At 38.9% G+C, this 22,641-nt stretch carries 18 protein-coding genes and 1 pseudogene; 11 read left to right on the top strand and 8 right to left on the bottom strand.

Annotation, left to right across the window (positions count from 1 at the left end; genetic code table 11):
- Positions 1-97: 97 nt before the first annotated feature.
- The 6 genes from HCG49_RS13820 to HCG49_RS13795 all read right to left on the bottom strand — a co-directional run bounded on the left by HCG49_RS13820 (position 98) and on the right by HCG49_RS13795 (position 10,109).
- Positions 98-2,497, bottom strand: a complete 2,400-nt coding sequence (locus tag HCG49_RS13820) for a penicillin acylase family protein (RefSeq protein WP_168470123.1) — start codon at positions 2,495-2,497, stop codon at positions 98-100.
- Between the two features lie 93 nt (positions 2,498-2,590).
- The gene (locus HCG49_RS13815; protein WP_168470145.1) at positions 2,591-4,474 is read right to left on the bottom strand and encodes a CocE/NonD family hydrolase; all 1,884 of its coding nucleotides are present in this window, start codon (positions 4,472-4,474) and stop codon (positions 2,591-2,593) included.
- Positions 4,475-4,719: 245 nt separating this feature from the next.
- Positions 4,720-6,705: a protein-disulfide reductase DsbD family protein gene (locus HCG49_RS13810; protein WP_168470122.1), complete on the bottom strand. Its 1,986-nt coding sequence runs from the start codon at positions 6,703-6,705 to the stop codon at positions 4,720-4,722.
- Positions 6,702-8,009 carry a tRNA lysidine(34) synthetase TilS gene (gene tilS / locus HCG49_RS13805; RefSeq protein ID WP_168470121.1) on the bottom strand — a complete coding sequence of 436 codons (1,308 nt, stop codon included), beginning with the start codon at positions 8,007-8,009 and terminating at the stop codon, positions 6,702-6,704. The genes HCG49_RS13810 and tilS overlap by 4 nt, the downstream gene beginning before the upstream one ends.
- A 264-nt stretch (positions 8,010-8,273) precedes the next feature.
- A complete protein-coding gene (locus HCG49_RS13800) occupies positions 8,274-9,569 on the bottom strand; it encodes an anthranilate synthase component I family protein (RefSeq protein WP_168470120.1) in 1,296 nt (431 codons plus the stop codon).
- A gap of 6 nt (positions 9,570-9,575) precedes the next feature.
- Positions 9,576-10,109 carry an NADPH-dependent FMN reductase gene (locus tag HCG49_RS13795; protein ID WP_168470119.1) on the bottom strand — a complete coding sequence of 178 codons (534 nt, stop codon included), beginning with the start codon at positions 10,107-10,109 and terminating at the stop codon, positions 9,576-9,578.
- A gap of 122 nt (positions 10,110-10,231) precedes the next feature.
- On the opposite strand from HCG49_RS13795, the gene HCG49_RS13790 reads away from it, so the two are divergent.
- Positions 10,232-11,443, top strand: coding sequence for a heparan-alpha-glucosaminide N-acetyltransferase domain-containing protein (locus HCG49_RS13790; RefSeq protein ID WP_240938703.1), 1,212 nt, complete (start codon positions 10,232-10,234; stop codon positions 11,441-11,443).
- A 57-nt stretch (positions 11,444-11,500) separates the two neighbouring features.
- A complete protein-coding gene (locus HCG49_RS13785) occupies positions 11,501-11,737 on the top strand; it encodes a CDGSH iron-sulfur domain-containing protein (RefSeq protein WP_168470118.1) in 237 nt (78 codons plus the stop codon).
- A gap of 132 nt (positions 11,738-11,869) precedes the next feature.
- Here HCG49_RS13785 and lpdA read toward each other — a convergent pair whose 3' ends face one another.
- Together lpdA and HCG49_RS13775 are read right to left on the bottom strand one after the other, a co-directional pair.
- Positions 11,870-13,276 carry a dihydrolipoyl dehydrogenase gene (lpdA, locus tag HCG49_RS13780; RefSeq protein WP_168470117.1) on the bottom strand — a complete coding sequence of 469 codons (1,407 nt, stop codon included), beginning with the start codon at positions 13,274-13,276 and terminating at the stop codon, positions 11,870-11,872.
- 143 nt (positions 13,277-13,419) lie between these two features.
- A pseudogene (locus HCG49_RS13775) lies at positions 13,420-13,878 on the bottom strand (Lrp/AsnC family transcriptional regulator).
- 154 nt (positions 13,879-14,032) lie between these two features.
- Here HCG49_RS13775 and HCG49_RS13770 point away from each other — a divergent pair.
- The 9 genes from HCG49_RS13770 (at position 14,033) to HCG49_RS13730 (ending at position 22,631) form a co-directional block, all read left to right on the top strand.
- Positions 14,033-15,265: an aminotransferase class I/II-fold pyridoxal phosphate-dependent enzyme gene (locus tag HCG49_RS13770; RefSeq protein ID WP_168470116.1), complete on the top strand. Its 1,233-nt coding sequence runs from the start codon at positions 14,033-14,035 to the stop codon at positions 15,263-15,265.
- Positions 15,266-15,323: 58 nt separating this feature from the next.
- Entirely contained in the window at positions 15,324-16,820 is a 1,497-nt protein-coding gene (gene nhaC, locus HCG49_RS13765; RefSeq protein ID WP_168470115.1) for a Na+/H+ antiporter NhaC, read from the top strand.
- A gap of 271 nt (positions 16,821-17,091) precedes the next feature.
- Positions 17,092-17,736 (top strand): peroxiredoxin, encoded by a 645-nt coding sequence (locus HCG49_RS13760; protein ID WP_168470114.1) that lies wholly within the window; start codon positions 17,092-17,094, stop codon positions 17,734-17,736.
- 85 nt (positions 17,737-17,821) lie between these two features.
- Positions 17,822-18,136, top strand: a complete 315-nt coding sequence (locus tag HCG49_RS13755) for a thioredoxin family protein (RefSeq protein WP_168470113.1) — start codon at positions 17,822-17,824, stop codon at positions 18,134-18,136.
- Positions 18,117-18,374, top strand: a complete 258-nt coding sequence (locus tag HCG49_RS13750) for a DUF6952 family protein (protein WP_168470112.1) — start codon at positions 18,117-18,119, stop codon at positions 18,372-18,374. The genes HCG49_RS13755 and HCG49_RS13750 overlap by 20 nt, the downstream gene beginning before the upstream one ends.
- 127 nt (positions 18,375-18,501) lie before the next feature.
- Positions 18,502-19,008, top strand: coding sequence for a thiol peroxidase (tpx, locus tag HCG49_RS13745; protein WP_168470111.1), 507 nt, complete (start codon positions 18,502-18,504; stop codon positions 19,006-19,008).
- Positions 19,001-19,366, top strand: coding sequence for a diacylglycerol kinase family protein (locus HCG49_RS13740; RefSeq protein ID WP_168470110.1), 366 nt, complete (start codon positions 19,001-19,003; stop codon positions 19,364-19,366). The genes tpx and HCG49_RS13740 overlap by 8 nt, the downstream gene beginning before the upstream one ends.
- A 207-nt stretch (positions 19,367-19,573) precedes the next feature.
- Positions 19,574-21,988, top strand: coding sequence for a DNA translocase FtsK (locus HCG49_RS13735; RefSeq protein WP_168470109.1), 2,415 nt, complete (start codon positions 19,574-19,576; stop codon positions 21,986-21,988).
- A gap of 1 nt (position 21,989) precedes the next feature.
- Positions 21,990-22,631 (top strand): LolA family protein, encoded by a 642-nt coding sequence (locus HCG49_RS13730; RefSeq protein WP_168470108.1) that lies wholly within the window; start codon positions 21,990-21,992, stop codon positions 22,629-22,631.
- Positions 22,632-22,641: the final 10 nt, after the last annotated feature.

Here is a 22,641-nt window from a genome sequence, read left to right as displayed (position 1 = left end):
AAAACAAGATATTTAATATATAAGAGACTAGATGTTACAGAATTAGCCAAAAATAGTAAGAAAAAAGACGAACAGCATATGATTGCCTTCCTCGTTTTTACAACTTCGGTTTAAATATGAGCAGGGATTTCTTGGAACTTATAATTTCTTCTTTGTTCATCATCATTTTACGAAAATGCCCCTTGTTAAACATTTTTGCCTGATCCCTATAATGTGGACTAAACGGATTTCCCGATTGCCCGGTAGGTAGAATACTGATGCTATTTTCTATATCCGAAAAATCTATCACCCTTCGGGTCGAAGGTCCCGAAGTAACTGGATATTTCCCTGTTTCATCATAACTAAAAGCCATGTTATTGATAACTTCTCTAGTTCCCATTGCCGGGAAGGGCCCCACATTAAAGAAAGACCTAAGCGCTTTTATACGCCCTATGGGATGCTCGTGCTCTAGTGTATGAACTTTTCCCCAGGTCCACATTACGTTATTATCTCCAAAATCGGCCTTTAAGGATGCCACAGCCAATTTAAAGGACTCGATTACCGCCTGTTGCTTTGTTTCGACAATATCTTTTGTTGTAATGTTATCCCACCAAACAGAAGTTTCTTTTTCGGCTAAAGGCGCTATTAGTCTTTTAAACATATGAGTAGCCAACAGTTCTTGGAACATTTCTGTCCCCAACTCGTCTTCAAAAGCATGTTTTATTAGCTGATACAACCATCGGTGATAAACCGTAGGTTCTATCTTTTCTATTTGGTTGTTCCCATCCCATAAACTTAACTTATCGAGCACATGAATTTCTTGTTCGCTCAACTGTTTTACATCCATTAATTTAACCAAGTTGCTCACAATATCTATATCAACCGGAGCGGTAACATCTAAAATCATTTCGGAAACCTGTTGCTTATCCCAGTCGTCTTTGGGCTCTAACAAGGAGACAATGCGTTTGGCCCTGTTTTCGGGCAAGTAATAGCCTGGATACAGCATTCCGGCAATGGAATCGGGCTGATTGTTGGCAGAGTACACATAGCTCCAAGGAGGATTGACAGCCATTGGGTTTTCTGAAAAATCCAAATAACCAAGGGGCTCGTCCTTACCACTGCTCCCATCTAAAATAAACTTGGTATGACTCTCTTCGGGCATGGTATATAACTTTGCCGTAGCAAACCATGCCACATTCCCAACAGCATCACCATACATGATATTTAAGCCTGGCGCATGAATATCTGGGAGGGCCTTTTTAAAGTCTGACAGATTGTTGGCACGTGACAAACCGTAGAGCGCATCCATTACTTTGTTTTCTACTTTGGTATACACCCATGACATGGCAATGCTTTTGTCGTCGCTAAGCTCTGTCGTTATTCCATGCACTATAGGACCATGTATAGATTCTTTATACTTAAAGGCTACTGCATCCTCATCTTTTACCTTTATAGTATTGTGGACCAACTTGTAAGGAGTATAACCACTCGTGGTTTTATAACTATTGCGATCTAAAGGGTTCTCTTCTTCGAAATAAAAATCTATATCATCGTTTTCGAACATGGTTAGTCCATAAGCCAGCTTTCTATTATGACCTAATAATGGAAATGGTACACCTGCCAAATGGTAGCCATATTTTTCATACGCTGGGGTACTCACATGCGCTTCGTACCATACCGAAGGTTGAGCAAAACCAATATGTGGATCGTTCGCAAAAATAACTTTTCCGTTTTTAGTCTTTTCAGGGGCTATTACCCAGCTATTGCTTCCCTCAAATTGCGCCAACGGAAGCTTGTTTAATATTTCAGATACCTTACTGGTTATTAATTCATTAACAACACTTACCTGGGGTAATGGTTTGTGATTTTTAATCAGTACAGTACTACTATCTACGTCTATTTCTAAATCGACCAAATAGTCTGGCCCAAGCTTATTTTTTATATTGGTCAGCAAGGGGTCTGTTTTATGGGCCATCGCAAAACTAAAGGCCATATACCCCACTGTATTATATACATCTTTTAAGGTGAAAGGTCTTTTTTTTATTCCGGTCAGGTAAAATTCGACTGGCGTTGGCCCTTGGTCGATAAACTGATTGACACCATCGAGATAGGCTTGTGATAATTGTACCATGGGGTCGTTTGGCACTATGTTTTTTATGGTGTTTTCAGAAGCTTCATTGATTCCTAGCGATATAAAGAACTTATCTGTTTCCAACAAATCTGCACCAAAGACTTCAGAAAGCCCACCGCTTCCTATTCGCCGCAACAATTCCATTTGCCACAACCTATCCTGGGCATGCACATACCCTAAAGCTCTAAAAGCATCGGCTTCATTTTCACCATAAATATGGGGAATACCGTAGGCATCGTAATACACCTTTACCTCTTTGGTTAGTTTAGTCAATGTCTTTTCTCCATTATAATCAGGAGAAAGTTGATAAACAATTATAGCGCCGATCATGGCCAAAACAGCGATTACTCCTAAGATAATCAGCAATGCCTTTTTAAATCTTTTCACAAAAATCAATTTAAATTTAAAGGTATATTAATTTTTACTATAAAAAAAAGCACCCTCGTTAGGATGCTTTTTTTATTAGATGTAAGACTTTTATTATTGCTGCAATACAGTAAACTCTATAGCAGATGTATTATACACCTTATGGGTTTGCTTTTGAAAATCTTCAGCTTTGGCTTTAAAAATATTATCGACAAAAGTTTGCGGATTCAAATCTATATAAGGAAACCAAGTGCTTTGTATTTGCACCTGAAGCTTATGGCCTTTTTTAAAGGTGTGAAAAACATCTTGCAGTTTAATATTGACAGCCGTCTCCTGGTTAGGGACAAAAGGTTCTGGTTTAGAGAAATCGTTCCTATACCTCCCTCTAAGCACTTCGCTACGAACCATTTGATGATAATTCCCCATTTTTAAATACGCCTGTGTCTCTTCGTAGTCTTGATGGTCTGCCGGATAAACATCTATGATCTTCACGATCCAATCGGCATCGGTTCCGGTAGTAGCGACCTTTAATTTCGCCAAGATATCACCTGCTAGGGTCAGCGGCGCTTCTAGAGGCTCCGTTTCAAAAACCAACACATCGGGCCTACGCGCGGCAAAACGCTGGTCGTCTGTCATAAATTTTCTTGGTGTAAATACCATTTTTATATCCTCGGAATAGGGCACTGGCTTTTTCGGGTCGCTAACAAACTCCTCAAAAGAGTAGTTCCTAGTTGCTTTTTGCGATAAACGCTGGTTTTGCTGCAAAAAATAACTTTCCTTCTTCGTTTCTTTTGGAGGCCAAGTATCGAATGTTTTCCATGCTTTTATACCGGTGTCAAAAACATATGCCTCGGGCAAGCCAGAAGGTTCATTGCCCTCACCTTTTAAAAAGTGGTTAAAAAATTTGCTCTCTATATGCTCCTGATAAAATTTAGAGATATCGTCTCCAAAATAAACATTGCCTATCGCTTGGCGTTTTTTCTCCCTGGACCAATCTCCATGACTCCAAGGCCCCATCACCAAAGTATTATAGTTGTTGCTATTTTTTTCAATGGCTGCATAGGTATTCAAAGGCCCGTAAAGGTCTTCAGCATCAAACCACCCCCCAACGGTCATTACCGCGGGTTTTATATCTTTTAAATGCTGAATAATGCCTCTTTTTTGCCAAAACTCATCATAATCGGGATGATCCTTTAATTGCTGCCAAAAAACATTATCCTTACCGTAGTAGGCATCTAGGTTTGTTAATGGACCTGCATCTAAAAAAAACTGATACTGATCTTGGGTGCCCAAGTCGGGAAAAGTGTACCAATCTTCTGTCGTAGGCTTGTCCTTCATATATCCGAAAACAGCAGTAGCGCGCCAGTAGCTTAGCAAGTAAGCCCCATTGTGGTGAAAATCGTCAAAATAAAAATCGCCTATAGGGGCTTGTGGAGATACTGCCTTTACTGCCGGATGAGCGTCTAATAAGGAATAGGTAGAATAAAAACCAGGATAGGAAGTCCCCCATATCCCCACCTTGCCATTATTATTCTCCACATGGTTTACTAGCCATTCTATGGTATCATACGTATCGGTAGCCTCATCTATATCACCTTCCTTTTTATTAGGGATATAAGGGCGCATATTATCGTAAACGCCTTCGCTGTTCCATCGCCCCCTCACATCCTGATAAACGATTATATTACCTTCTTCCATCATTTGGCGATTAGGAGCTATTTTGGTTCTAAAATTATCGGGCCCATAAGGCTTACAACTATAGGGAGTTCTAGACAGCAAAATAGGATACTTTTTAGAAGTGTCTTTAGGAGCGTAAATGGTAGTATGCAGTTTTATACCATCCCTCATGGTAATAACTACTTCTTCTTTGGTATAATAATCTTTTACACTATAATTATCTACGACCGATGTGGTGATTTCCCCTGAAGGCAAGTTTTTAGTGCTGCGGCCACATGAGATTATCATAAGGCCGAGGAAAAGAAATAGAAGTTTTTTCATATGTAGATATTTATTGTTTTTAAAGGTCCCATGTAATTCACATAGCTGAATTCCTAGTTGCGACGAGTTTTCAGAAATGCTCATTTCATATTTAATTCTGGTCATTTTGTGATACATTTTAATGAAAAACGCATAGGACACCTTCTTTTTTAGAGTCGTTCCTATGCGTTTTCTATACTTTGTTAATGTTTTAGATTCCGCAATATCGCGATTTTCTCTAAAGTCACCAACTATGATTTTAAAAGCTATTCTTTTAGATGGGTTAATTTACGGAAGCTCGATATTCCTTTCTTTAACCACTCTCTATAAGTGTCCTTATCTGTATATTGTACCGCCGCATTTAGCACTTCCAATTCTGGCGACAACACTACATAATAAGGCTGGGAAGCTGCATTGAAATTTAAGGTCTGGAAGGTTCCCCATTTTTCCCCTATGGTCTTAATAGTTTTTACTCTGCCCGACTCATATTTAAAATCGAATTGCTCTGCTTCGGGAAGTTCTTTCCTATCGTCTATATACAAGGAGATTAAGACATACTCTTCTTTTAAGATTGGATAAATATCGGATTCGCTCCATACATTCTCCTCCATTTTACGACAGTTAACACATGCCCATCCGGTAAAATCGAGTAAAATAGGCTTGTTTACCTTTTTAGCATATGCCAAGCCTTCTTCGAAATCCTTAAAACAATCTATTCCCAGAGGGCAATCGCTTTCCGTTTCTAGTACACTATAAAAGGCAGGAGGCGGAAAACCACTCAACAATTTTAGATCGGTCACCTTAACCAGACCTAATATCAAATACACCGCAAAAGCAGTACTAAGAGCGGCAGAAATTTTTCTTACCAAAGACAATTTCTGTTTAGGTCCGTCGTGCGGGAATTTAAAAATCCCAAAAAGATACAAGGCCAGCAACACAAAAAGCACTACCCAAATCCCTATAAAAATTTCGCGTTTAAAAATCCCCCAATTGGCCACTAAATCGGCATTTGACAAGAATTTAAAGGCAAGTGCCAATTCAAAAAAGCCCAAGGTAACCTTTACAGTAGTCATCCAGCCGCCAGATTTAGGCAGCGAATTTAACCAAGCCGGGAAAAGAGCAAACAAGGCAAAAGGCAAGGCTAATGCTACTCCAAATCCAAGCATTCCAGCGGTAAGATTCGTGGCTACGTCCCCGTCGGCCAAGGCCGTACTTCCCAATAACCCTCCAAGGATAGGACCGGTACAAGAGAAAGAAACGATTGCCAAGGTTACGGCCATAAAAAATATTCCGATACCCCCTCCTACTTTAGACGAGGCCGAATCCATTTTATTGGCCCATGAGCTCGGTAATGTCAGTTCGTAATACCCGAAAAACGAGAATGCAAAAAAGATAAAGATCACAAAGAACCCAACGTTTAACCAAACATTGGTCGCAATTGTGTTCAGAATTTGAGAATCTACGGAGTCGAATAAATGAAATGGTAGACTGAGTAAAAAGTAAATCAGCACAATAAAGAAGCCATATAGCAGAGCATTGATTATCCCTTTAGATTTGGTACCCGATTGTTTGGTAAAAAAGGATACCGTTAAAGGAATCATAGGAAAAACACAGGGTGTCAATAAGGCGATCAGCCCCCCTAAAAACCCAAGGCCAAAAATGGTCCACAAGCTAGTTTTAACATCTACGGAATCGGCACCCCCACTGGCCAAAAGATCTTTGTTCTTCAGGTCCAATACCAAGGCAGCGCTCAGTTCTTTACTGCGATCGTCCACATTTTTATCGACCACTACGGCGGCTTCTCCCGTCAGGGATATATGAAAAACTTCTTCCTTAGGAATACAAACCTCCTTACATATCTGATAAAACAAATTCACTTCAATCTGTTTTAAATCAGGTTTCAGCAATTCTATCCTTTGGGTAAAAACAGCTTTGTTCTTAAAGAAAGTCTCTTCTACTTCAAAAATATCTGAGTATTCAGTATAGGTTTTGCTTTCGGCAGCCTTCCCTTGCAAGGCATAATCCTCTCCCTCTTTTTCAAAGGTCAATTCACTGGGCATGGAGCCATTTTCATCTGTGAATTGCGAATAAATATGCCACCCATCGTATATATCTCCTGTGATGACAATATCGAACTCAGTGTCCGACACCTTTATTGCTTCGTAAGACCACACCGAAGGCTGGTCATCTGACTGGGAAAAGGCAAGGAAAAAGTTAAAAACCAGTAATGATAATGCTACATAATACTTCATTCGATAAAATCAATCTTTAAAATTCTATTAGTATTTCCTGTTACTTTAAAACGGTCGTCGGCCCGTTTGCCGATAACCCAGACAATATCAGCTCCGGAACACAGCAACCACTGGTTTTCCTTTGCAAACATATCTATCTTTTGGTCTTTGAAATATTTGGCTACTTTTTTCTTGCCTTTCATTCCAAAAGGGTAAAAATAATCCCCTTTTTCCCATTTCCGTAGCACCAATGGGTAGTTTAACTTTTCTTTATCTAGGTAGACCGTATTAGCTGATATTGCACTGATTTCCCTAACATCCTCTAACCGAAGGGAAACGGGCAGTTTTATCTCTTTTTGTCCTTCCTGAATGTTAAAAACCTGTGAATCTTCCTGTTCCTTAGGCTTCAATAACAAATATGCTCTATCTTTTAACAGTCTATGGGTGGGTGAATGCACTTCTTTTCCGCTCATGGCGGATAGCAACTCATCTATATCCTCCCATTGGGTAAAACCATAATCTTTAAAGAAATGGAACAAGTAGGTCTTCCTAGGGGTTAAGGACAAAAGCTCGGCTATTGCTATCTTTATACAGTTCGATTCACACTTAAAAACCCTTTGCCTAAGCTCTTGAATATGAACTTGCAATATTTCGAAACTTTGCTGTAAGTACTCCTGGGTCTTTAAAAAATTATCCAAGAAACTAGGATGTAACTCCTTTAAAGACGGAACAATATTGTGACGAATATTATTCCTTAGATATTTGGTATCTTCATTGCTAGCATCGTCCCTCCATGCTATTTGGTGTTGTTTTGCATAGGCCACAATTTGAGCTCTAGAAAACTTAAGTAAAGGCCTAGAAATCTTAGTAGTATGGGCTGGGATACCGCAAAGCCCTTCCAATCCCGTACCTCTTGATAAGTTTATAATAAAAGTCTCTAAGGTATCATCGGCATGATGAGCAGTCACCAAGGTTTTTACACCTTCTTTTTCCATGATTTCTGAAAACCATTGGTAACGAAGTTCCCTAGCCGCTATCTGAATGGATACTTTATGTGTTTCCGCATAAAGAACGGTATCAAAATGAGTTACATAAACATCTAAACCTATAGACTCGGCGAAATCCCTAACAAAAGCTTCATCTCCATCACTCGCTTCTCCTCGTAAATGAAAATTGCAGTGTGCTATAGAAAAGTCCATTTGACTGTTAGCACACAAATGGGTCAACACCATACTATCTATACCTCCACTACTGGCTAATATAAACTTCTGACTACTTAAGTGCGGAAAAAACTCCGCTATATGACGCTTAAAATCTTCTTGCATGTCGCTAAAATAAGGAACAAAAATGATTCCTACGAATAAGGGATATCAAAGGCTAAGAAAACATACAAGGCTTTTTGGATCGGGCGCAGGTATTTTATGATAAAGAATACTACTCCCCTCCCTTTAACCCGCGTTAGGGACCGCGGCGGCATCCCCGCAGCGAAGCAAGGGATATAGCCAAGGGCCCGCCCGACGAAGGAGGGAACGCCCAAATCAATACACTAGAAAACAACAACTTACCCTTTGACAGGAATGGAGCATTTTTTAATCTTCCAACACCTGTCTCATTGCCTTTGCCTTCAACAGGCACTCGTCGTATTCTTTTTCCGGTACAGACTTGGCAGTAATGGCGCTACCTACGGAGAAAGAAAGGTATTTTCTTGTGTGATTGTACAAAATACTGCGAATCACCACATTAAAATCGAAATCGTTTTCTGGCGTAAAGTACCCCACTGCCCCACTGTACAGGCCTCGTTTGCTAGCTTCCAAGTCTTCAATGATTTTCATCGCCGATACCTTAGGAGCCCCCGTCATACTCCCCATAGGAAAGGTCTCTTTAATAAGCTCAACCGGATTTTTGTTCTCAGGCACCTTAGCAGTTATGGTCGAGATCATCTGATGCACCTGATCAAAAGTATACACCTTACACAGCTCCTCCACTGTTACCGTTCCTTTTAACGCACTTTTAGAAAGATCGTTACGAACCAAATCTACGATCATAACATTTTCTGCCCTTTCCTTAATATCGTTCTCTAAGTTGGTCACCAAAAGCCTATCTTCTTCCAAAACTGCAGAACGCTTGGCCGTGCCTTTAATAGGCTGAGAGATAATTTTATTCGCTTCTTTTTTAAGATACCTTTCTGGTGATGCACATAATAAATACTTATCGTTGAGCTTTAAAAATGTGGCAAAAGGCGGGCGCGATATACTGTTGAGCTTTCGATAGGTCTTATGCGGATTTATCTCCACATTTTCGGCATAAAACTCTTGACAAAAATTAGCTTCATAAATATCGCCTCTATGAATATGCTCTAACATTTTTTCTACCTGCCTAAAGTACTCATCCTTAAAGATCCTTAGCTTAATACCTATGTTTGTAGACTGCCGTTGTTGGCTTTGCAAATAATTACACGCCGATATGTCTTTAAAGTCGGTTTCTATTTCGTCATCAACCATTTTTAAGTAGTTAAAAGTAACCCTGTTCTTATTGATAGTGATGATCTTTTTAGGTTGAAAAAAATATAAAGAGGGAAAATGCAGGCCATCATAATTAGAAGAAGTCAGCACCTCAACATCATTTTTCAGATCGTAAGAGAGGTATCCAAAAAGCCAGTCCTTTGTATTGGACTGGTACGTCTTTAAATCTTCAAAAGCGTTGTGCGTATCCGTTTCTACGGCCGTTAGGGCATCTACTGCCAAAACGCTATCGAAAGAACTATAGGTGTTTTGGTGAGCATTGCTATCTAACCAGACAATTTCTTCGAACTGCTGGCCCCATTGCAAAAGCGCTTCTTTGAATTGGGAAATATCGGCTATCGTAAATGTGAGTTTTTTTCGCAAGTGTTTCTAGATTTTGGATAAAAATAATTCCAATGCTTTATTGTGTTCTTCAGAAAGTTCAGCATCTGTAATACCCTTACTCTCGTTAAAAGTATGGTTAAAAGAAGGCAGGGAAAATGTGGCCACCACCTCAGCACCAAACCTAGGAAGAATAGCCTTTATAATGCCCAAAGAACTGCTCGCTCCTCTTTTACCACGAGAGGTAGACATTAAGAATACCTTTTTATGGAGCAAGAAATCCTTATCAAGACGAGACAGCCAATCTATTACATTCTTAAAATAAGCCGAAGGACTGCTATTGTGTTCATTTACCGAAATAATTAGTCCGTCTGCTGGCTTAATTTGTTCCATTAAATCTACCAAAACATCAGAATACCCCTTTTCTCGCTCCAAATCTTCGCTAAACATAGGCAAATTATAGTCCACCATATTCAACAATCGATTCTGATGCTTTTCTACAAGTGACACTGTATACCTTACTAATTTATAGTTAATTGAGGTTGAAGAATTACTTCCTGCAAATGCTACAATATCCGCCATAGTATCGGTTTTAATTTTTATATGACGAAATTACCGCAAATTACATTGAATTGCGAGGATTTTGTATAATTTTGCAGCCTTGAAAAACCAAACATACTGTTAACCAAGTATATAAGGTGTCTTTGATAGATAAAATGGGAAAAAACGAATTTCGGCTTTACTTTATTGATGCCATTAGGGCATGGGCTATTCTGATGATGTTGCAGGGGCATTTTGTAGACGGCTTACTCGATAATGCGTATCGGGTAGACTCCAATGTCGTATATTCGGTTTGGAAATATTTTAGAGGCATTACTGCTCCGGTGTTTTTTACGGTGTCCGGATTTATATTTACGTATCTGCTTATTAAGGGTGATGCTTTTGGTTTTAACAACCCCAGAGTCCATAAAGGTATTAAAAGAGGATTAACTCTTTTGCTTATCGGCTACCTTCTAAGGTTAAATTTCTTTGGTCTTTTAAAACTGCAGATTTACAACTCCTTTTACCTTGTAGATGTCTTACATTGTATTGGACTATCCCTATTGGGAATCATTGGTATTTATCTATTAACAGCCAAAAGATCCTTGTATGTGTTTGGAACAACCCTTATTAGTCTCAGTGTTTTTCTTTTTGTTTTTGAACCCTATTACAAGCAGTTTTCTTTTAACTATTTGCCATCATTTCTAGCTAATTATTTTACCAAGAGCAACGGCTCTGTATTCACTATATTTCCATGGTTTGGCTATGCTGGGATCGGCGCTTTTATTTCGGTTATATTCAACAGGTTTAAAACACATCGATATCTATATCCGGTTACGATTAGCAGTTTTATAGCATTGGGCCTGTCCCTGATATTTTTCTCTTCTGATCTCTTTGCTTTCTTATCCCAAAAAACTGGGATGGAGATATTTGCCTTAATTTATTTCAACAATTACCTATTTATTCGCTTGGGTGATGTTTTGTTGGTTTTTGCAATCTTCATGTTGTTCAGGAAATTCATGACCAATGCCAAGATGCTACAAATAGGCCAAAGCACCTTATCTATTTACGTGGTGCATTATGTACTTCTTTACGGTAGTTTCACTGGTTTAGGGTTGTATTATTTTCTCCACCACACCTTGCCGCCAAGTATCGTTGTTCCGGGCGCCTTGATATTTATTTCGTTAACCACAGTGCTAGCTTTGAGGTATGAAAAAAACAAAGTACAGATTAAAGCTGCGATTGCGAAACCCGTGAAGTTAATATCCCCGAATGCAAGGCTGGGAATTCACCAAGAATCGCTAAGTTTTTTAAAGGCTGTTGCTATAAAATCCAAAGGAACCTTGTTAAGGTTATTTAGACTAGTAAAGAATTAGGGGTCGCTATGTTTTTCTTGTTCTGATTAGCTTATTTTCGCAAGCAAAATTATAATCATGAACGATACGAATCAGCGTTTTTCACCTATAGCGGTGGAATTAGAAAAGGATAAAAAATATTCTTGGTGTACTTGCAGTCATAGCAGCAATCAGCCATTATGCGATGGATCGCACCGGGCAGAAAAGGCAACACCGCCATTATCTTTTATTGCCGAAGAGGACAAAAAAGCTTTTCTATGCACTTGTAAACTTACCAAGAACCCTCCATACTGTGATGGGTCACATAAAAACTAGCGTATCTATTGGCTTTATCTCTTTACACTTATAAAAGTCAATATTATTAGAAAGTAAAAGACCTGTTGCTAAATTAGCAACAGGTCTTTTTTTTATCTATGTATCGCCACATGTAAAGCGATTTCAGGTCTTTTAGATATGCAGTGCCCTATCTGCTGTAGCAGCCAGTGCAGCTTCTTTTACCGCCTCGGCATAGGTAGGATGGGCATGGCTCATTCTAGAGATATCTTCTGCCGATGCTCTAAACTCCATTGCAGTTACCGCTTCCGCGATCAAATCGGCTACACGAGCTCCGATCATATGCACTCCCAATACTTCGTCAGTAGTTTTATCGGCTAATATTTTCACAAAACCATCGATATCCATACTAGCACGGGCACGTCCCAAAGCACGCATAGGAAACTGGCCAGTTTTGTACTCTACACCAGCTTCTTTTAGCTCTTCTTCGGTTTTACCTACTGCAGCAACTTCTGGCCATGTATAGACTACCCCTGGGATTAAGTTATAGTCGATATGTGGTTTTTGTCCCGCCAATATTTCAGCAACCATGGTACCTTCTTCTTCAGCCTTATGAGCTAGCATAGCACCACGGACAACATCTCCTATAGCGTACACATTAGCAACATTAGTCTGTAAATGGTCATTAACGGCAATTGTCCCGTTTTTTTCCATAGTTATTCCGGCAGCCTCCAGGTTAAGACCGTCGGTATACGGACGACGCCCTACACTTACCAGGCAATAATCTCCTTTAAAAGTTACCTCTTGCCCTTTTTTATCGTCAGCTACTACCACAACCTCGTCTCCGTTAGTAGTTACCGATTTCACCTTGTGCGAAAGATTAAATTTCACCTTTTGTTTCTTCAAGACTTTTAGCAACTCTTTAGAAAGCGCTCCGTCCATTCCTGGCACAATACGATCCATAAACTCCACAACTGTTACATCTGCGCCCAAACGCTTGTAAACCTGCCCTAATTCTAAACCGATAACACCACCACCGATTACGATAAGATGCTTCGGGATTTCTTTTAGTTTTAAAGCCTCCGTAGAAGTAATAACGCGTTTTTTATCAATATTGATAAAAGGCAAGCTCGATGGCTTAGAACCGGTAGCGATAATGATATTCTTAGCCTCAATAGTTTCTGTTGACCCGTCCTTCTTTGCAATATTTACATGGGTGGCATCTTTAAAACTTCCCAAGCCCTCGTAGACTTCTATCTTGTTTTTATCCATTAAGAACTTTACTCCGGCACAGGTCTGATCTACGACAGTTTGTTTTCTGCCGATCATTTTCTCCAAGTTTACCTTTATTTCTCCTGGAATTTCTATTCCGTGATCGCTAAAGTGCTTAACAGCATCTTCATAATGGTGAGAAGAATCTAATAGCGCTTTAGAAGGAATACAACCTACATTAAGACAAGTACCTCCTAAAGTGGAATATTTTTCAATGATTGCGGTTTTCATTCCTAATTGTGCGCAACGGATTGCTGCTACATATCCGCCAGGACCAGAGCCTATTATGGCTACATCGTATTGGGTCATATTACTTTTTTATTATGAATATTAGTGTGTCGGTAAAATTAATGCAATAATTAACGTAGCAAAAGTACAAATGTTTTATTATTTGACAACAATGCGTTTTTTTGCTCAAAATATAACATGTAAACAGATAAACCCCAAAAAACTCATAAGGCCACTACCGTAGAGTTTTTTAATTCCTTGATCACAAAGGCGCTTTGGGTACTCCCAATATGCTGGATTGTCGTAAGCTTTGTCACCATAAACTCCCGGTACTCTTCCATATCACTCACATATATTTTTAATATATAGTCGTAATCTCCACTGATATGATAGCAATCTACCACCTCTTTAAGCTTTAAAACCTCCCGCTCAAACTGCATTAAAAACTCCTTATTATGTTGCGCTAGTTTTACATGACAAATCACAACATGCGATTTGTTTACCTTTTTCTTATCGACCAAGGCAACATATTTAGTAATAACCCCTGTTTATTCTAATCGCTTTATCCGCTCATAAACAGCGGTTACGGAAAGACCTAAATTATTCGCGTATTCCTTGGTCGTTAGTTTTGCATTGTTTTGCAGCATCCCTAACAACTTAATATCGACCTCATCAAACACCATATGATATATTTTCGTTTAAATAACCCTAAACCTGTTCAGCAACAAATCACAATCTACTAATATACAGATTTATAGTTTTATTTTCTATTGATTTTGGTTTACATTGATTTATCTCCTGATTATCCTTAATTTTAAAAGAAACTAAAACAACATTATGGATTCTAAAGCACCTGACAACTTACAAGACTTGCATTATTTTGGGGAATACGGAGGCGTTAACCCGTCGATCTCAGATTCATCTACCTACACCTTTTTATCGGCAAAAACCATGTTCGATACCTTTGAAGGAAACACAGAGGGCTGTTATTTATACTCCAGACACTCTTCGCCTTCTAATCTGTATTTAGGCGAAGCCTTGGCGGCTTTAGAAGGTACGGAGACCGCTAATGTTACCGCTAGCGGTATGGGTGCTATTACAGCCGTAATCTTGCAACTTTGCGATGCCGGAGACCATATTGTGAGCAGTAGAACCATTTATGGAGGTACCTACGCCTTCATGAAAAATTTTTTAAAAAAATTCAACATCGAGATCTCCTTTGTAGATATCACTAAATCTTCTACGGTTGCAGAGGCGATAACACCTAAAACCAAGATGATTTATTGTGAATCGGTAAGTAATCCGCTGTTGGAAATTGCGGACCTGGAATCCCTTTCTAGCTTGGCTAAAAACCACCATATCCCATTAGTGGTAGACAACACTTTTTCTCCTTTATCAATTTCTCCAGTTAATTTTGGTGCCGACATTGTTATTCATAGTCTCACTAAATTTATCAATGGCACCAGTGATTGTGTTGCCGGGGCTGTTTGTGGCACCAAAGAATTCTGTCTTAGCCTTAAAGATGTCAATAATGGCGCCGGAATGCTTTTGGGAAGCACTTTAGACAGTTTGCGAGCAGCTTCTATCCTAAAAAACATGCGCACCCTTCATATACGGATAAAAAAACACAGCGAGAACGCCCTGTATTTAGCAGAAAACTTGGAAAAGGACGGGCTTAAAGTAGTATACCCTGGTTTAAAATCGCATCCTGGACACGAGGTAATGAAAAAGCAATACAATGCCGAATTTGGATACGGAGGCATCATGACCCTGGACGCAGGTTCCTTGGAAAACGCCAATGCCCTGATGGAATTGATGCAAGAAAGGCATTTGGGCTATTTAGCGGTGAGTTTAGGATTCTATAAAACTCTTTTTAGTGCTCCAGGATCCTCTACATCCTCAGAAATCCCTTTGGAAGAACAAAAAGAAATGGGACTTTCCGATGGCTTGATCAGATTTTCCATAGGCTTAGACAACGATATCTCTAGAACTTATACTTCTATAAAAACCTGCATGTTAGAATTAGGGATCTTAAAAAGCAACGACCAGATCCATTTAAACAAAATTTAAAACACTTGCACAAAAGGTGTCAAAATTGTAATATTACCACCTAACTAATCAAGAATACATGCAGAATCAAGATCTTAATTCCTTAGAACCGCAAACTGAGAATATAGTAGAGAATAAAGAATTAAGTATCTGGGAAGCTTTAATACCAGTGATAGCACTGGTAGCTATGTTGGCATATAATGTGTTTGTTTTTGGGGACGATGCTTTAAGCGGCTCCAATCAGTTTATTCTTCTCTTAGGAGGTGCTGTGGCTGCCATTGTAGGGGTTTTCAACAAGATATCCTATACCAAAATGATGTCTGAGGTTGCCGAAAACGTAAAATCGACTACCGGGGCACTGCTAATTCTTTTAATGGTAGGAGCCCTTTCGGGTACTTGGCTAATTAGCGGTATTATTCCTACCATGATTTATTACGGTCTTCAAATTTTAAACCCAACAATTTTCTTAATGGCCTCCGTCATTATCTGTGCCATCATATCTATAGCCACGGGGAGTTCATGGACCACCTCTGCAACAGTCGGTATTGCATTAATAGGAATTGGAAATGCCTTAGGAATCCCTTTAGGAATGACGGCCGGAGCCATCCTTTCTGGCGCCTATTTTGGTGACAAGATGTCTCCTCTTAGCGACACCACTAATTTAGCCGCCGCAATGGCCGGTAGCGATTTGTTTTCTCATATAAAATACATGTCCTTAACTACAATCCCTACCATCTTGGTCACTTTAACGGTATTTGTTGTTTTAGGCTTTACCATAGATACCACAGGATCGACGGACACTCAAGCCCTTCTAAGCGCTATTAGCGAAACCTTTCAAATTAACGGCTGGTTATTCTTAGTCCCTGTTGCTGTTGTTCTATTAATTTTAAAAAAGGCTCCTCCTTTACTAGCTTTATTGATCGGTACTCTTTTAGGCGGTTTGTTTGCTTTAATATTTCAACCAGAAGTTGTTATGGGGATAACGGAAGCAAAAGAATTAACCTTCCGTTCTGGTTATGAAGGAGTCATAAAAGCAATTACACAAAGTACTTCTATTCCTACTGAAAGCGCCGTTTTAAGCGATTTGTTTTCATCTAAAGGGATGAGCGGGATGCTTGGCACCATATGGCTTATTCTTTGCGCCATGGTCTTTGGTGGCATCATGGACGGTATTGGCGCACTATCTAGGATAAGCGCTGCCTTATTAAGCATGGCCAAGTCTACCTTTGGTCTTTTCAGCAGTACTGTCGCTAGCTGTCTAGCTTTAAACGTTACGGCTTCTGACCAATATTTAGCAATCGTTGTTCCTGGGAAAATGTTTTCTAAAGCCTACCAGGAAAAAGGACTTGCTCCGGAAAACTTAAGTAGGACTTTAGAAGATTCTGGTACGGTGACCTCTGTTCTTATTCCATGGAACACCTGTGGAGCCTATCACAGCGGTGTGTTAGGTGTTAGTGTGGCAGATTATTTTTTCTACGCCATATTTAACTGGCTGAGCCCGTTTATGACCTTAATTTTCGCAGCCTTGAGGATTAAAATTAAAATGTTGGCTACCGCTACGGTGAGCGCCAGGTAATACCCCTAAATTCCATTAAAAGAGCACACCTAAATTAAACAGCAGAACAATAAAACCATCGTCCTAAAACAAGGCAATCTGTTTTCTCAAAAAAAAGGAATCAAGTTTAAAAAACACTAATAAATACGGCTAATCCCCTGAACAATAGCCTTCATTTTTTACAGCATATAGATTAGCTATAAGACTATAAGTTTTTTAGATCGACATTCTTACTTAACATTGATAATAAGCTGTATTTTTGAATCAGAAATTAATTGATAAAAGAATAAATATGGCTTTAGTAGGAAAAAAATTCCCGAATCTTAGTGTTAATGCAATGAATGATTTAGGAGACACTTTTAAAATTAACGTTTTAGAAGAAGCACAAAAGAACAACAAGAAAGTAATTTTATTTTGGTACCCAAAAGATTTCACTTTTGTTTGCCCAACAGAATTACACGCTTTTCAAGCAGCTTTAAAAGAGTTCGAAAGCAGAAACACTATTGTTATCGGCGCTTCTTGTGATACTGCGGAAGTACATTTTGCATGGTTGAACACTGCAAAGGACAACGGAGGAATCGAAGGTGTTACTTACCCTCTTTTGGCAGACAGCAACAGAAACCTAGCATCTACTTTGGGGATTTTAGACATCACCAATGAAGAGTACAATGACGAAACTGGAGTTGTTACTGTAGAAGGAGACAATGTAACATACAGAGCTACTTATTTAATTGATGAGGAAGGTACCGTATTCCATGAAGGAATCAACCACATGCCTTTAGGAAGAAACGTAAACGAATTTCTTCGTTTAATTGACGCTTACACTCACGTTCAGGAAAAAGGAGAGGTTTGTCCTGCTAACTGGGAAGAAGGAAAAGAGGCTATGACCGCTGACAGAAAAGGGGTTGCTTCTTACCTATCGGCTCACGCAAACTAAGCACCCAACAACACAAATAAGGAGTCAATATTTATCACAATAGTTGGCTCCTTTTTTTATATTATAATTTTAAAAACTGAGGAATATGTTATTAGAATTGGAAAACGACAATTTAAGAGAAATTATCAGCCAAAACCCAAAGGTAGTGGTACAATTTTCTGCTACCTGGTGCGGTAACTGCCGTATCATGAAGCCAAAGTTCAAAAAAGAGGCTACTCAAAACGAGGATATCACTTTTGTACTTGCCGATGCGGAAAAGTTCCCTGAATCTAGAAAACTGGCCAATGTAGACAATCTTCCTACTTTTGCCACCTTTACCGATGGAGAATTCAAAAACCAGGTTCAAACGAACAAATATGATGTACTAAAAGACTTGATAAGTGAAATTACCAGTAATTAAACACCTGACCAACTTCATTGAGGAAAACGATGAAGATTTCGTAATAGAAACCATTGAAACCTTAGAAGCCTTAACGGAGGTCCCTTCGTTAAAGGACGAGGAATTAGATGTCATTGGAGAATTGATCTCTAATATGTATGGCGCCATAGAGGTACACAAGTCCATTAAAGAAGGTAGCTCTCAAAAAGACGCATTAAACAGTTTTATGCAACGCGTTGTTGGCTCCATTGATAAATAGCGACTTACATTAAATTTAAAAATAGGCTCATAAAAGATAATTTTTTGATCCTATTTTTTTTGTAGTCGAATTCTAAAAATCACCTATATATTCGTTATTTTCACCCAAAAATTTAAAAATCTTATTTATGGCTATTGTAACATTAAAAGGAAATACTTTAAATACTATAGGCGACTTGCCAGAAATTGGCAACAAGGCTCCAAATTTTGAATTGACAAAAGGAGACCTTTCTGCTGCAACCCTAGAAGACTACAAAGGAAAAAAGTTAGTACTTAACATATTCCCAAGTGTAGACACAGGAACCTGTGCCCAGTCGGTTAGACAGTTTAACAAAGTGGTGGCAGAATTACCTAACACAAAGGTATTATGTGTTTCTAAAGACCTTCCGTTTGCACAAGGGCGTTTTTGTGGAGCAGAAGGAATAGAGAACGTAGAAATGCTATCGGATTTTAAAGACGGTAACTTTGGAAAGACGTATGGGGTAGAATTTAAAGATGGCCCATTAAAGTCTTTGCTTTCTAGATCTGTAGTTGTTCTTAATGAAGAAGGAGTAATCCTTTATAATGAGCAAGTTGCCGAAACGGTAGACGAGCCAAACTACAAAGCAGCATTGCAAGCCTTAATAGATGCCTAAGGAAAGTTTTATAATCAACAGAATTAGAAGTGTTGGATTTGCAGCGAAAGGAGCACTACTTTTAATAAAAACCGAACCTAGTATTAAGATTCAAGTTTTTATTACGGTAGTGGTCACTGCCGCTGGTTTTTATTTTGATATTTCCAATATCGAATGGGCTCTTCAAACAATCGCTATTGCGATGGTATTGGGCACTGAAGGAATGAATACCGCCGTAGAAAAACTGGCAGATTTTATTCATCCAGACCACGATCCTAAGATTGGCTTTATTAAGGATGTTTCCGCAGGAGCAGTGATGTTGGTATCTATTGCCGCAAGTATTGTGGGACTTATCATCTATATTCCTAGATTACTATAAAAAAAACCATCTTCCTCTTCTAACTCATAGATGAACAAACAGATAGGGATCTTTATTGAATCGTTGGTTAAGACAATGCAATTCTAAGGAAGGAGTAAATTAGATGGCGTAAGCTAATAGAGGGTCAACGAATTTTAGGGCGAATCAAAAAAGTTCGAATGAGTTCCTGAGTAAATTTGTAATTTAGCTCCAAGAATATAAGATTTAATGGCAAAGAAAACAAAAAAACCAAGGTCTTCGGGAATCAAAAAAGACTTTACCATACAATTATCCAAGCAAAATAAAATTATTACCGGAAGCTTGTTAATGCTCTTCAGCATTGCTTTGTTTTTCTCTTTTGTATCTTATTATTTCACCTGGCAAGAAGACCAAAGTCTACTTACCGAATTCGCCAACAGAAATGAATTGGCAAAAAACTTATTGAACAAGTTTGGGGCCAGTGTCAGCCATTTCTTTATCTATAAGGGCTTTGGACCAGCTTCTGTCATATTCACCTACCTCTTATTTATCAGTGGTTTTCATTTATTTATAAGCAAACCCGCCGATGGTTTGTTACGAAAATGGATTTGGGGCTTGGTACTCATTATATGGTTTTCTATAGCTTTCGGATGTTTTGCTCCTAGCCAACCTTTATTAGGTGGCTTAATAGGCTATGAACTGAATGATTTTATGCAAGATTACACTGGTAAATTAGGTGTGATTCTTTTGCTTTTATTTGGGTTGACCATAATTTTAGTCAGACTCTTTAAGCTTAGTCCAGATGTCGTAGCGGTGTTTTTAAAGGCCAAGATAGCAGCTATTCGTGCAGAATTAAAAACAAAAGCCTCCTCTGCCAACACTGTGACTAATGATGAGTTTTCTTCTGAAGAAGACCGTGAACAAGAGCATACAGATACCGAGGAGACCACAAATATAATAGACACCTATACCCATAAACAAGACATTCCTCCTATCCAGCCAGAAAAGACAGAGGACGAGTTTGAAGTAGCCATTGCCCCCGAAGAAGATCTTGCCGAAGAGGAGAATATTGCTATGGAGGTTGCCAAATTAGCCGAGGAAAAGGAAGAAAAGGATAATATTTCCGAAAAGCTAGTAGATGATTTCGGAGAATTCGATCCTACTTTGGAATTGGGCAACTACAAGTTCCCTTCTCTAGATTTATTGGACAACCACGGTACCACTGGCGGAATAACCATCAATCAGGAAGAATTAGAGGAAAACAAAAATAAAATTGTAGAGACTTTAAAAAACTACAAAATCGGCATCGCTCAAATAAAAGCTACCATAGGACCTACCGTAACTCTTTATGAAATTGTTCCGGATGCAGGAGTACGTATTTCTAAGATTAAAAATCTTGAGGACGACATTGCACTTTCCTTAGCAGCCTTAGGGATCCGTATCATTGCACCGATACCAGGAAAGGGTACCATTGGTATAGAAGTCCCCAATAAGAACGCCACCATGGTTTCTATGCGTTCGGTCATTGCTTCCAGTAAATTCCAAAAGGCCGAAATGCAATTGCCTATTGCCTTTGGAAAAACAATTAGCAACGAGACTTTTGTCGTTGATTTAGCCAAAATGCCCCATATGTTAATGGCAGGGGCTACCGGACAGGGTAAATCGGTGGGATTGAATGCGGTATTAACCTCCTTACTGTACAAAAAACACCCGGCCGAAGTAAAGTTCGTTCTTATCGACCCGAAAAAGGTAGAACTTACCTTGTTCAATAAAATTGAAAGACATTTCTTGGCCAAGCTTCCCGATTCGGAAGAAGCCATTATAACAGACAATGCCAAGGTTATCAACACCCTTAATTCGCTTTGTATAGAAATGGATAACCGCTACGAGCTTCTAAAGCTTGCTATGGTTAGAAATATAAAGGAATACAATACAAAATTTAAGGCCCGAAAATTAAACCCTAACGACGGCCACGTATTCTTGCCTTATATTGTCTTGGTCATCGATGAATTCGCCGATTTAATCATGACTGCCGGAAAAGAAGTAGAAACCCCTATTGCACGACTGGCACAGTTGGCAAGGGCTATTGGTATTCATTTAATTATTGCCACCCAAAGACCGTCGGTAAATGTTATTACCGGTATTATTAAGGCTAACTTCCCTGCAAGAATAGCCTTTAGGGTTACGTCTAAGATAGATTCTAGGACCATTTTAGATACACAAGGAGCCGATCAGCTAATTGGTCGTGGAGATATGCTCTTTACACAGGGTAATGATGTGACCAGGATTCAATGTGCCTTTGTAGACACCCCAGAAGTTGATAGGATTACCGATTTTATAGGCTCTCAAAGAGCTTACCCTGATGCTCATTTACTTCCAGAATATGTCGGGAATGACGATTCTGGCACAAGTATTGATTACAATATCTCTGATAGGGACAGTATGTTCCGCGAGGCGGCCGAAGTAATTGTCATTGCACAACAAGGTTCTGCTTCCTTAATACAACGTAAATTAAAATTAGGATATAATAGGGCCGGAAGAATCGTAGATCAATTAGAAGCTGCTGGTATTGTAGGCCCCTTTGAAGGTAGTAAAGCCAGGCAGGTTTTAATACCAGATATGATTGCCTTAGAACAATTTTTCACCAATGAATCAAATAAATAACATGAAAAGAATACTTTTAATAGCATTAACACTAATTCCATTTTTATCCATAGCGCAAGATGCTGAAAAAGCTAAATCGCTGTTAGATGAAGTTTACAACAAAGTTAAAAGCTATGATAATATACATGTAGACTTTAAATACACCCTAAACAATAAGGAGGCCAACATAAACCAAGAAACCAGAGGAGATGTTACCATGCAGGGTGAAAAATACCTTTTTAATTACTTGGGCTCCCAACAATTGTTCGACGGAAAAAAAGTCTACACTATTGTTCCCGAAAACGAAGAGGTAACCATTGAAGCCAAGTCGGAAGACGAAAACACTATTACTCCTTCTAAAATGTTGACTTTCTATAGGGACGGGCATAGGTATTCTTGGGATGTGTTACAAAATATACAGGGACGAAAAATACAATTTGTCAAGTTGGTACCCATTGATTCCAAATCAGAGATAAAGTCTATTTTATTAGGAGTCGATGTAGAGACCAAACATATTTACAAACTAATAGAAACAGGTAAAAATGGCACCAAAACCACTATTACCGTGAATTCTTTTAAAATAGATCAGCCTTTATCCAAAACCTTATTTACTTTTGATGAAAGCAGATACAAAAATGACGGGTATTATATTATAAGAAATTAGGCTTTGAGAA

It is taken from the genome of Arenibacter sp. 6A1 (assembly GCF_012272855.1).
Taxonomy (GTDB): Bacteria; Bacteroidota; Bacteroidia; order Flavobacteriales; family Flavobacteriaceae; genus Arenibacter.
The sequence above is the reverse complement of the archived record's forward strand: the minus strand, read 5'-3'. Positions and strand labels throughout refer to the sequence as shown.

Bases quoted from the DNA above. Each gene is read 5' to 3' on its own strand.
- lpdA (WP_168470117.1), bottom strand. From the start codon at position 13,276: ATGACCCAATACGATGTAGCCATAATAGGCTCTGGTCCTGGCGGATAT.
- HCG49_RS13770 (WP_168470116.1), top strand. From the start codon at position 14,033: ATGGATTCTAAAGCACCTGACAACTTACAAGACTTGCATTATTTTGGG.
- HCG49_RS13810 (WP_168470122.1), bottom strand. From the start codon at position 6,705: ATGAAGTATTATGTAGCATTATCATTACTGGTTTTTAACTTTTTCCTT.
- nhaC (WP_168470115.1), top strand. From the start codon at position 15,324: ATGCAGAATCAAGATCTTAATTCCTTAGAACCGCAAACTGAGAATATA.
- HCG49_RS13735 (WP_168470109.1), top strand. From the start codon at position 19,574: ATGGCAAAGAAAACAAAAAAACCAAGGTCTTCGGGAATCAAAAAAGAC.
- tpx (WP_168470111.1), top strand. From the start codon at position 18,502: ATGGCTATTGTAACATTAAAAGGAAATACTTTAAATACTATAGGCGAC.
- HCG49_RS13740 (WP_168470110.1), top strand. From the start codon at position 19,001: ATGCCTAAGGAAAGTTTTATAATCAACAGAATTAGAAGTGTTGGATTT.
- HCG49_RS13815 (WP_168470145.1), bottom strand. From the start codon at position 4,474: ATGAAAAAACTTCTATTTCTTTTCCTCGGCCTTATGATAATCTCATGT.
- HCG49_RS13795 (WP_168470119.1), bottom strand. From the start codon at position 10,109: ATGGCGGATATTGTAGCATTTGCAGGAAGTAATTCTTCAACCTCAATT.
- HCG49_RS13760 (WP_168470114.1), top strand. From the start codon at position 17,092: ATGGCTTTAGTAGGAAAAAAATTCCCGAATCTTAGTGTTAATGCAATG.
- tilS (WP_168470121.1), bottom strand. From the start codon at position 8,009: ATGCAAGAAGATTTTAAGCGTCATATAGCGGAGTTTTTTCCGCACTTA.
- HCG49_RS13785 (WP_168470118.1), top strand. From the start codon at position 11,501: ATGAACGATACGAATCAGCGTTTTTCACCTATAGCGGTGGAATTAGAA.
- HCG49_RS13730 (WP_168470108.1), top strand. From the start codon at position 21,990: ATGAAAAGAATACTTTTAATAGCATTAACACTAATTCCATTTTTATCC.
- HCG49_RS13755 (WP_168470113.1), top strand. From the start codon at position 17,822: ATGTTATTAGAATTGGAAAACGACAATTTAAGAGAAATTATCAGCCAA.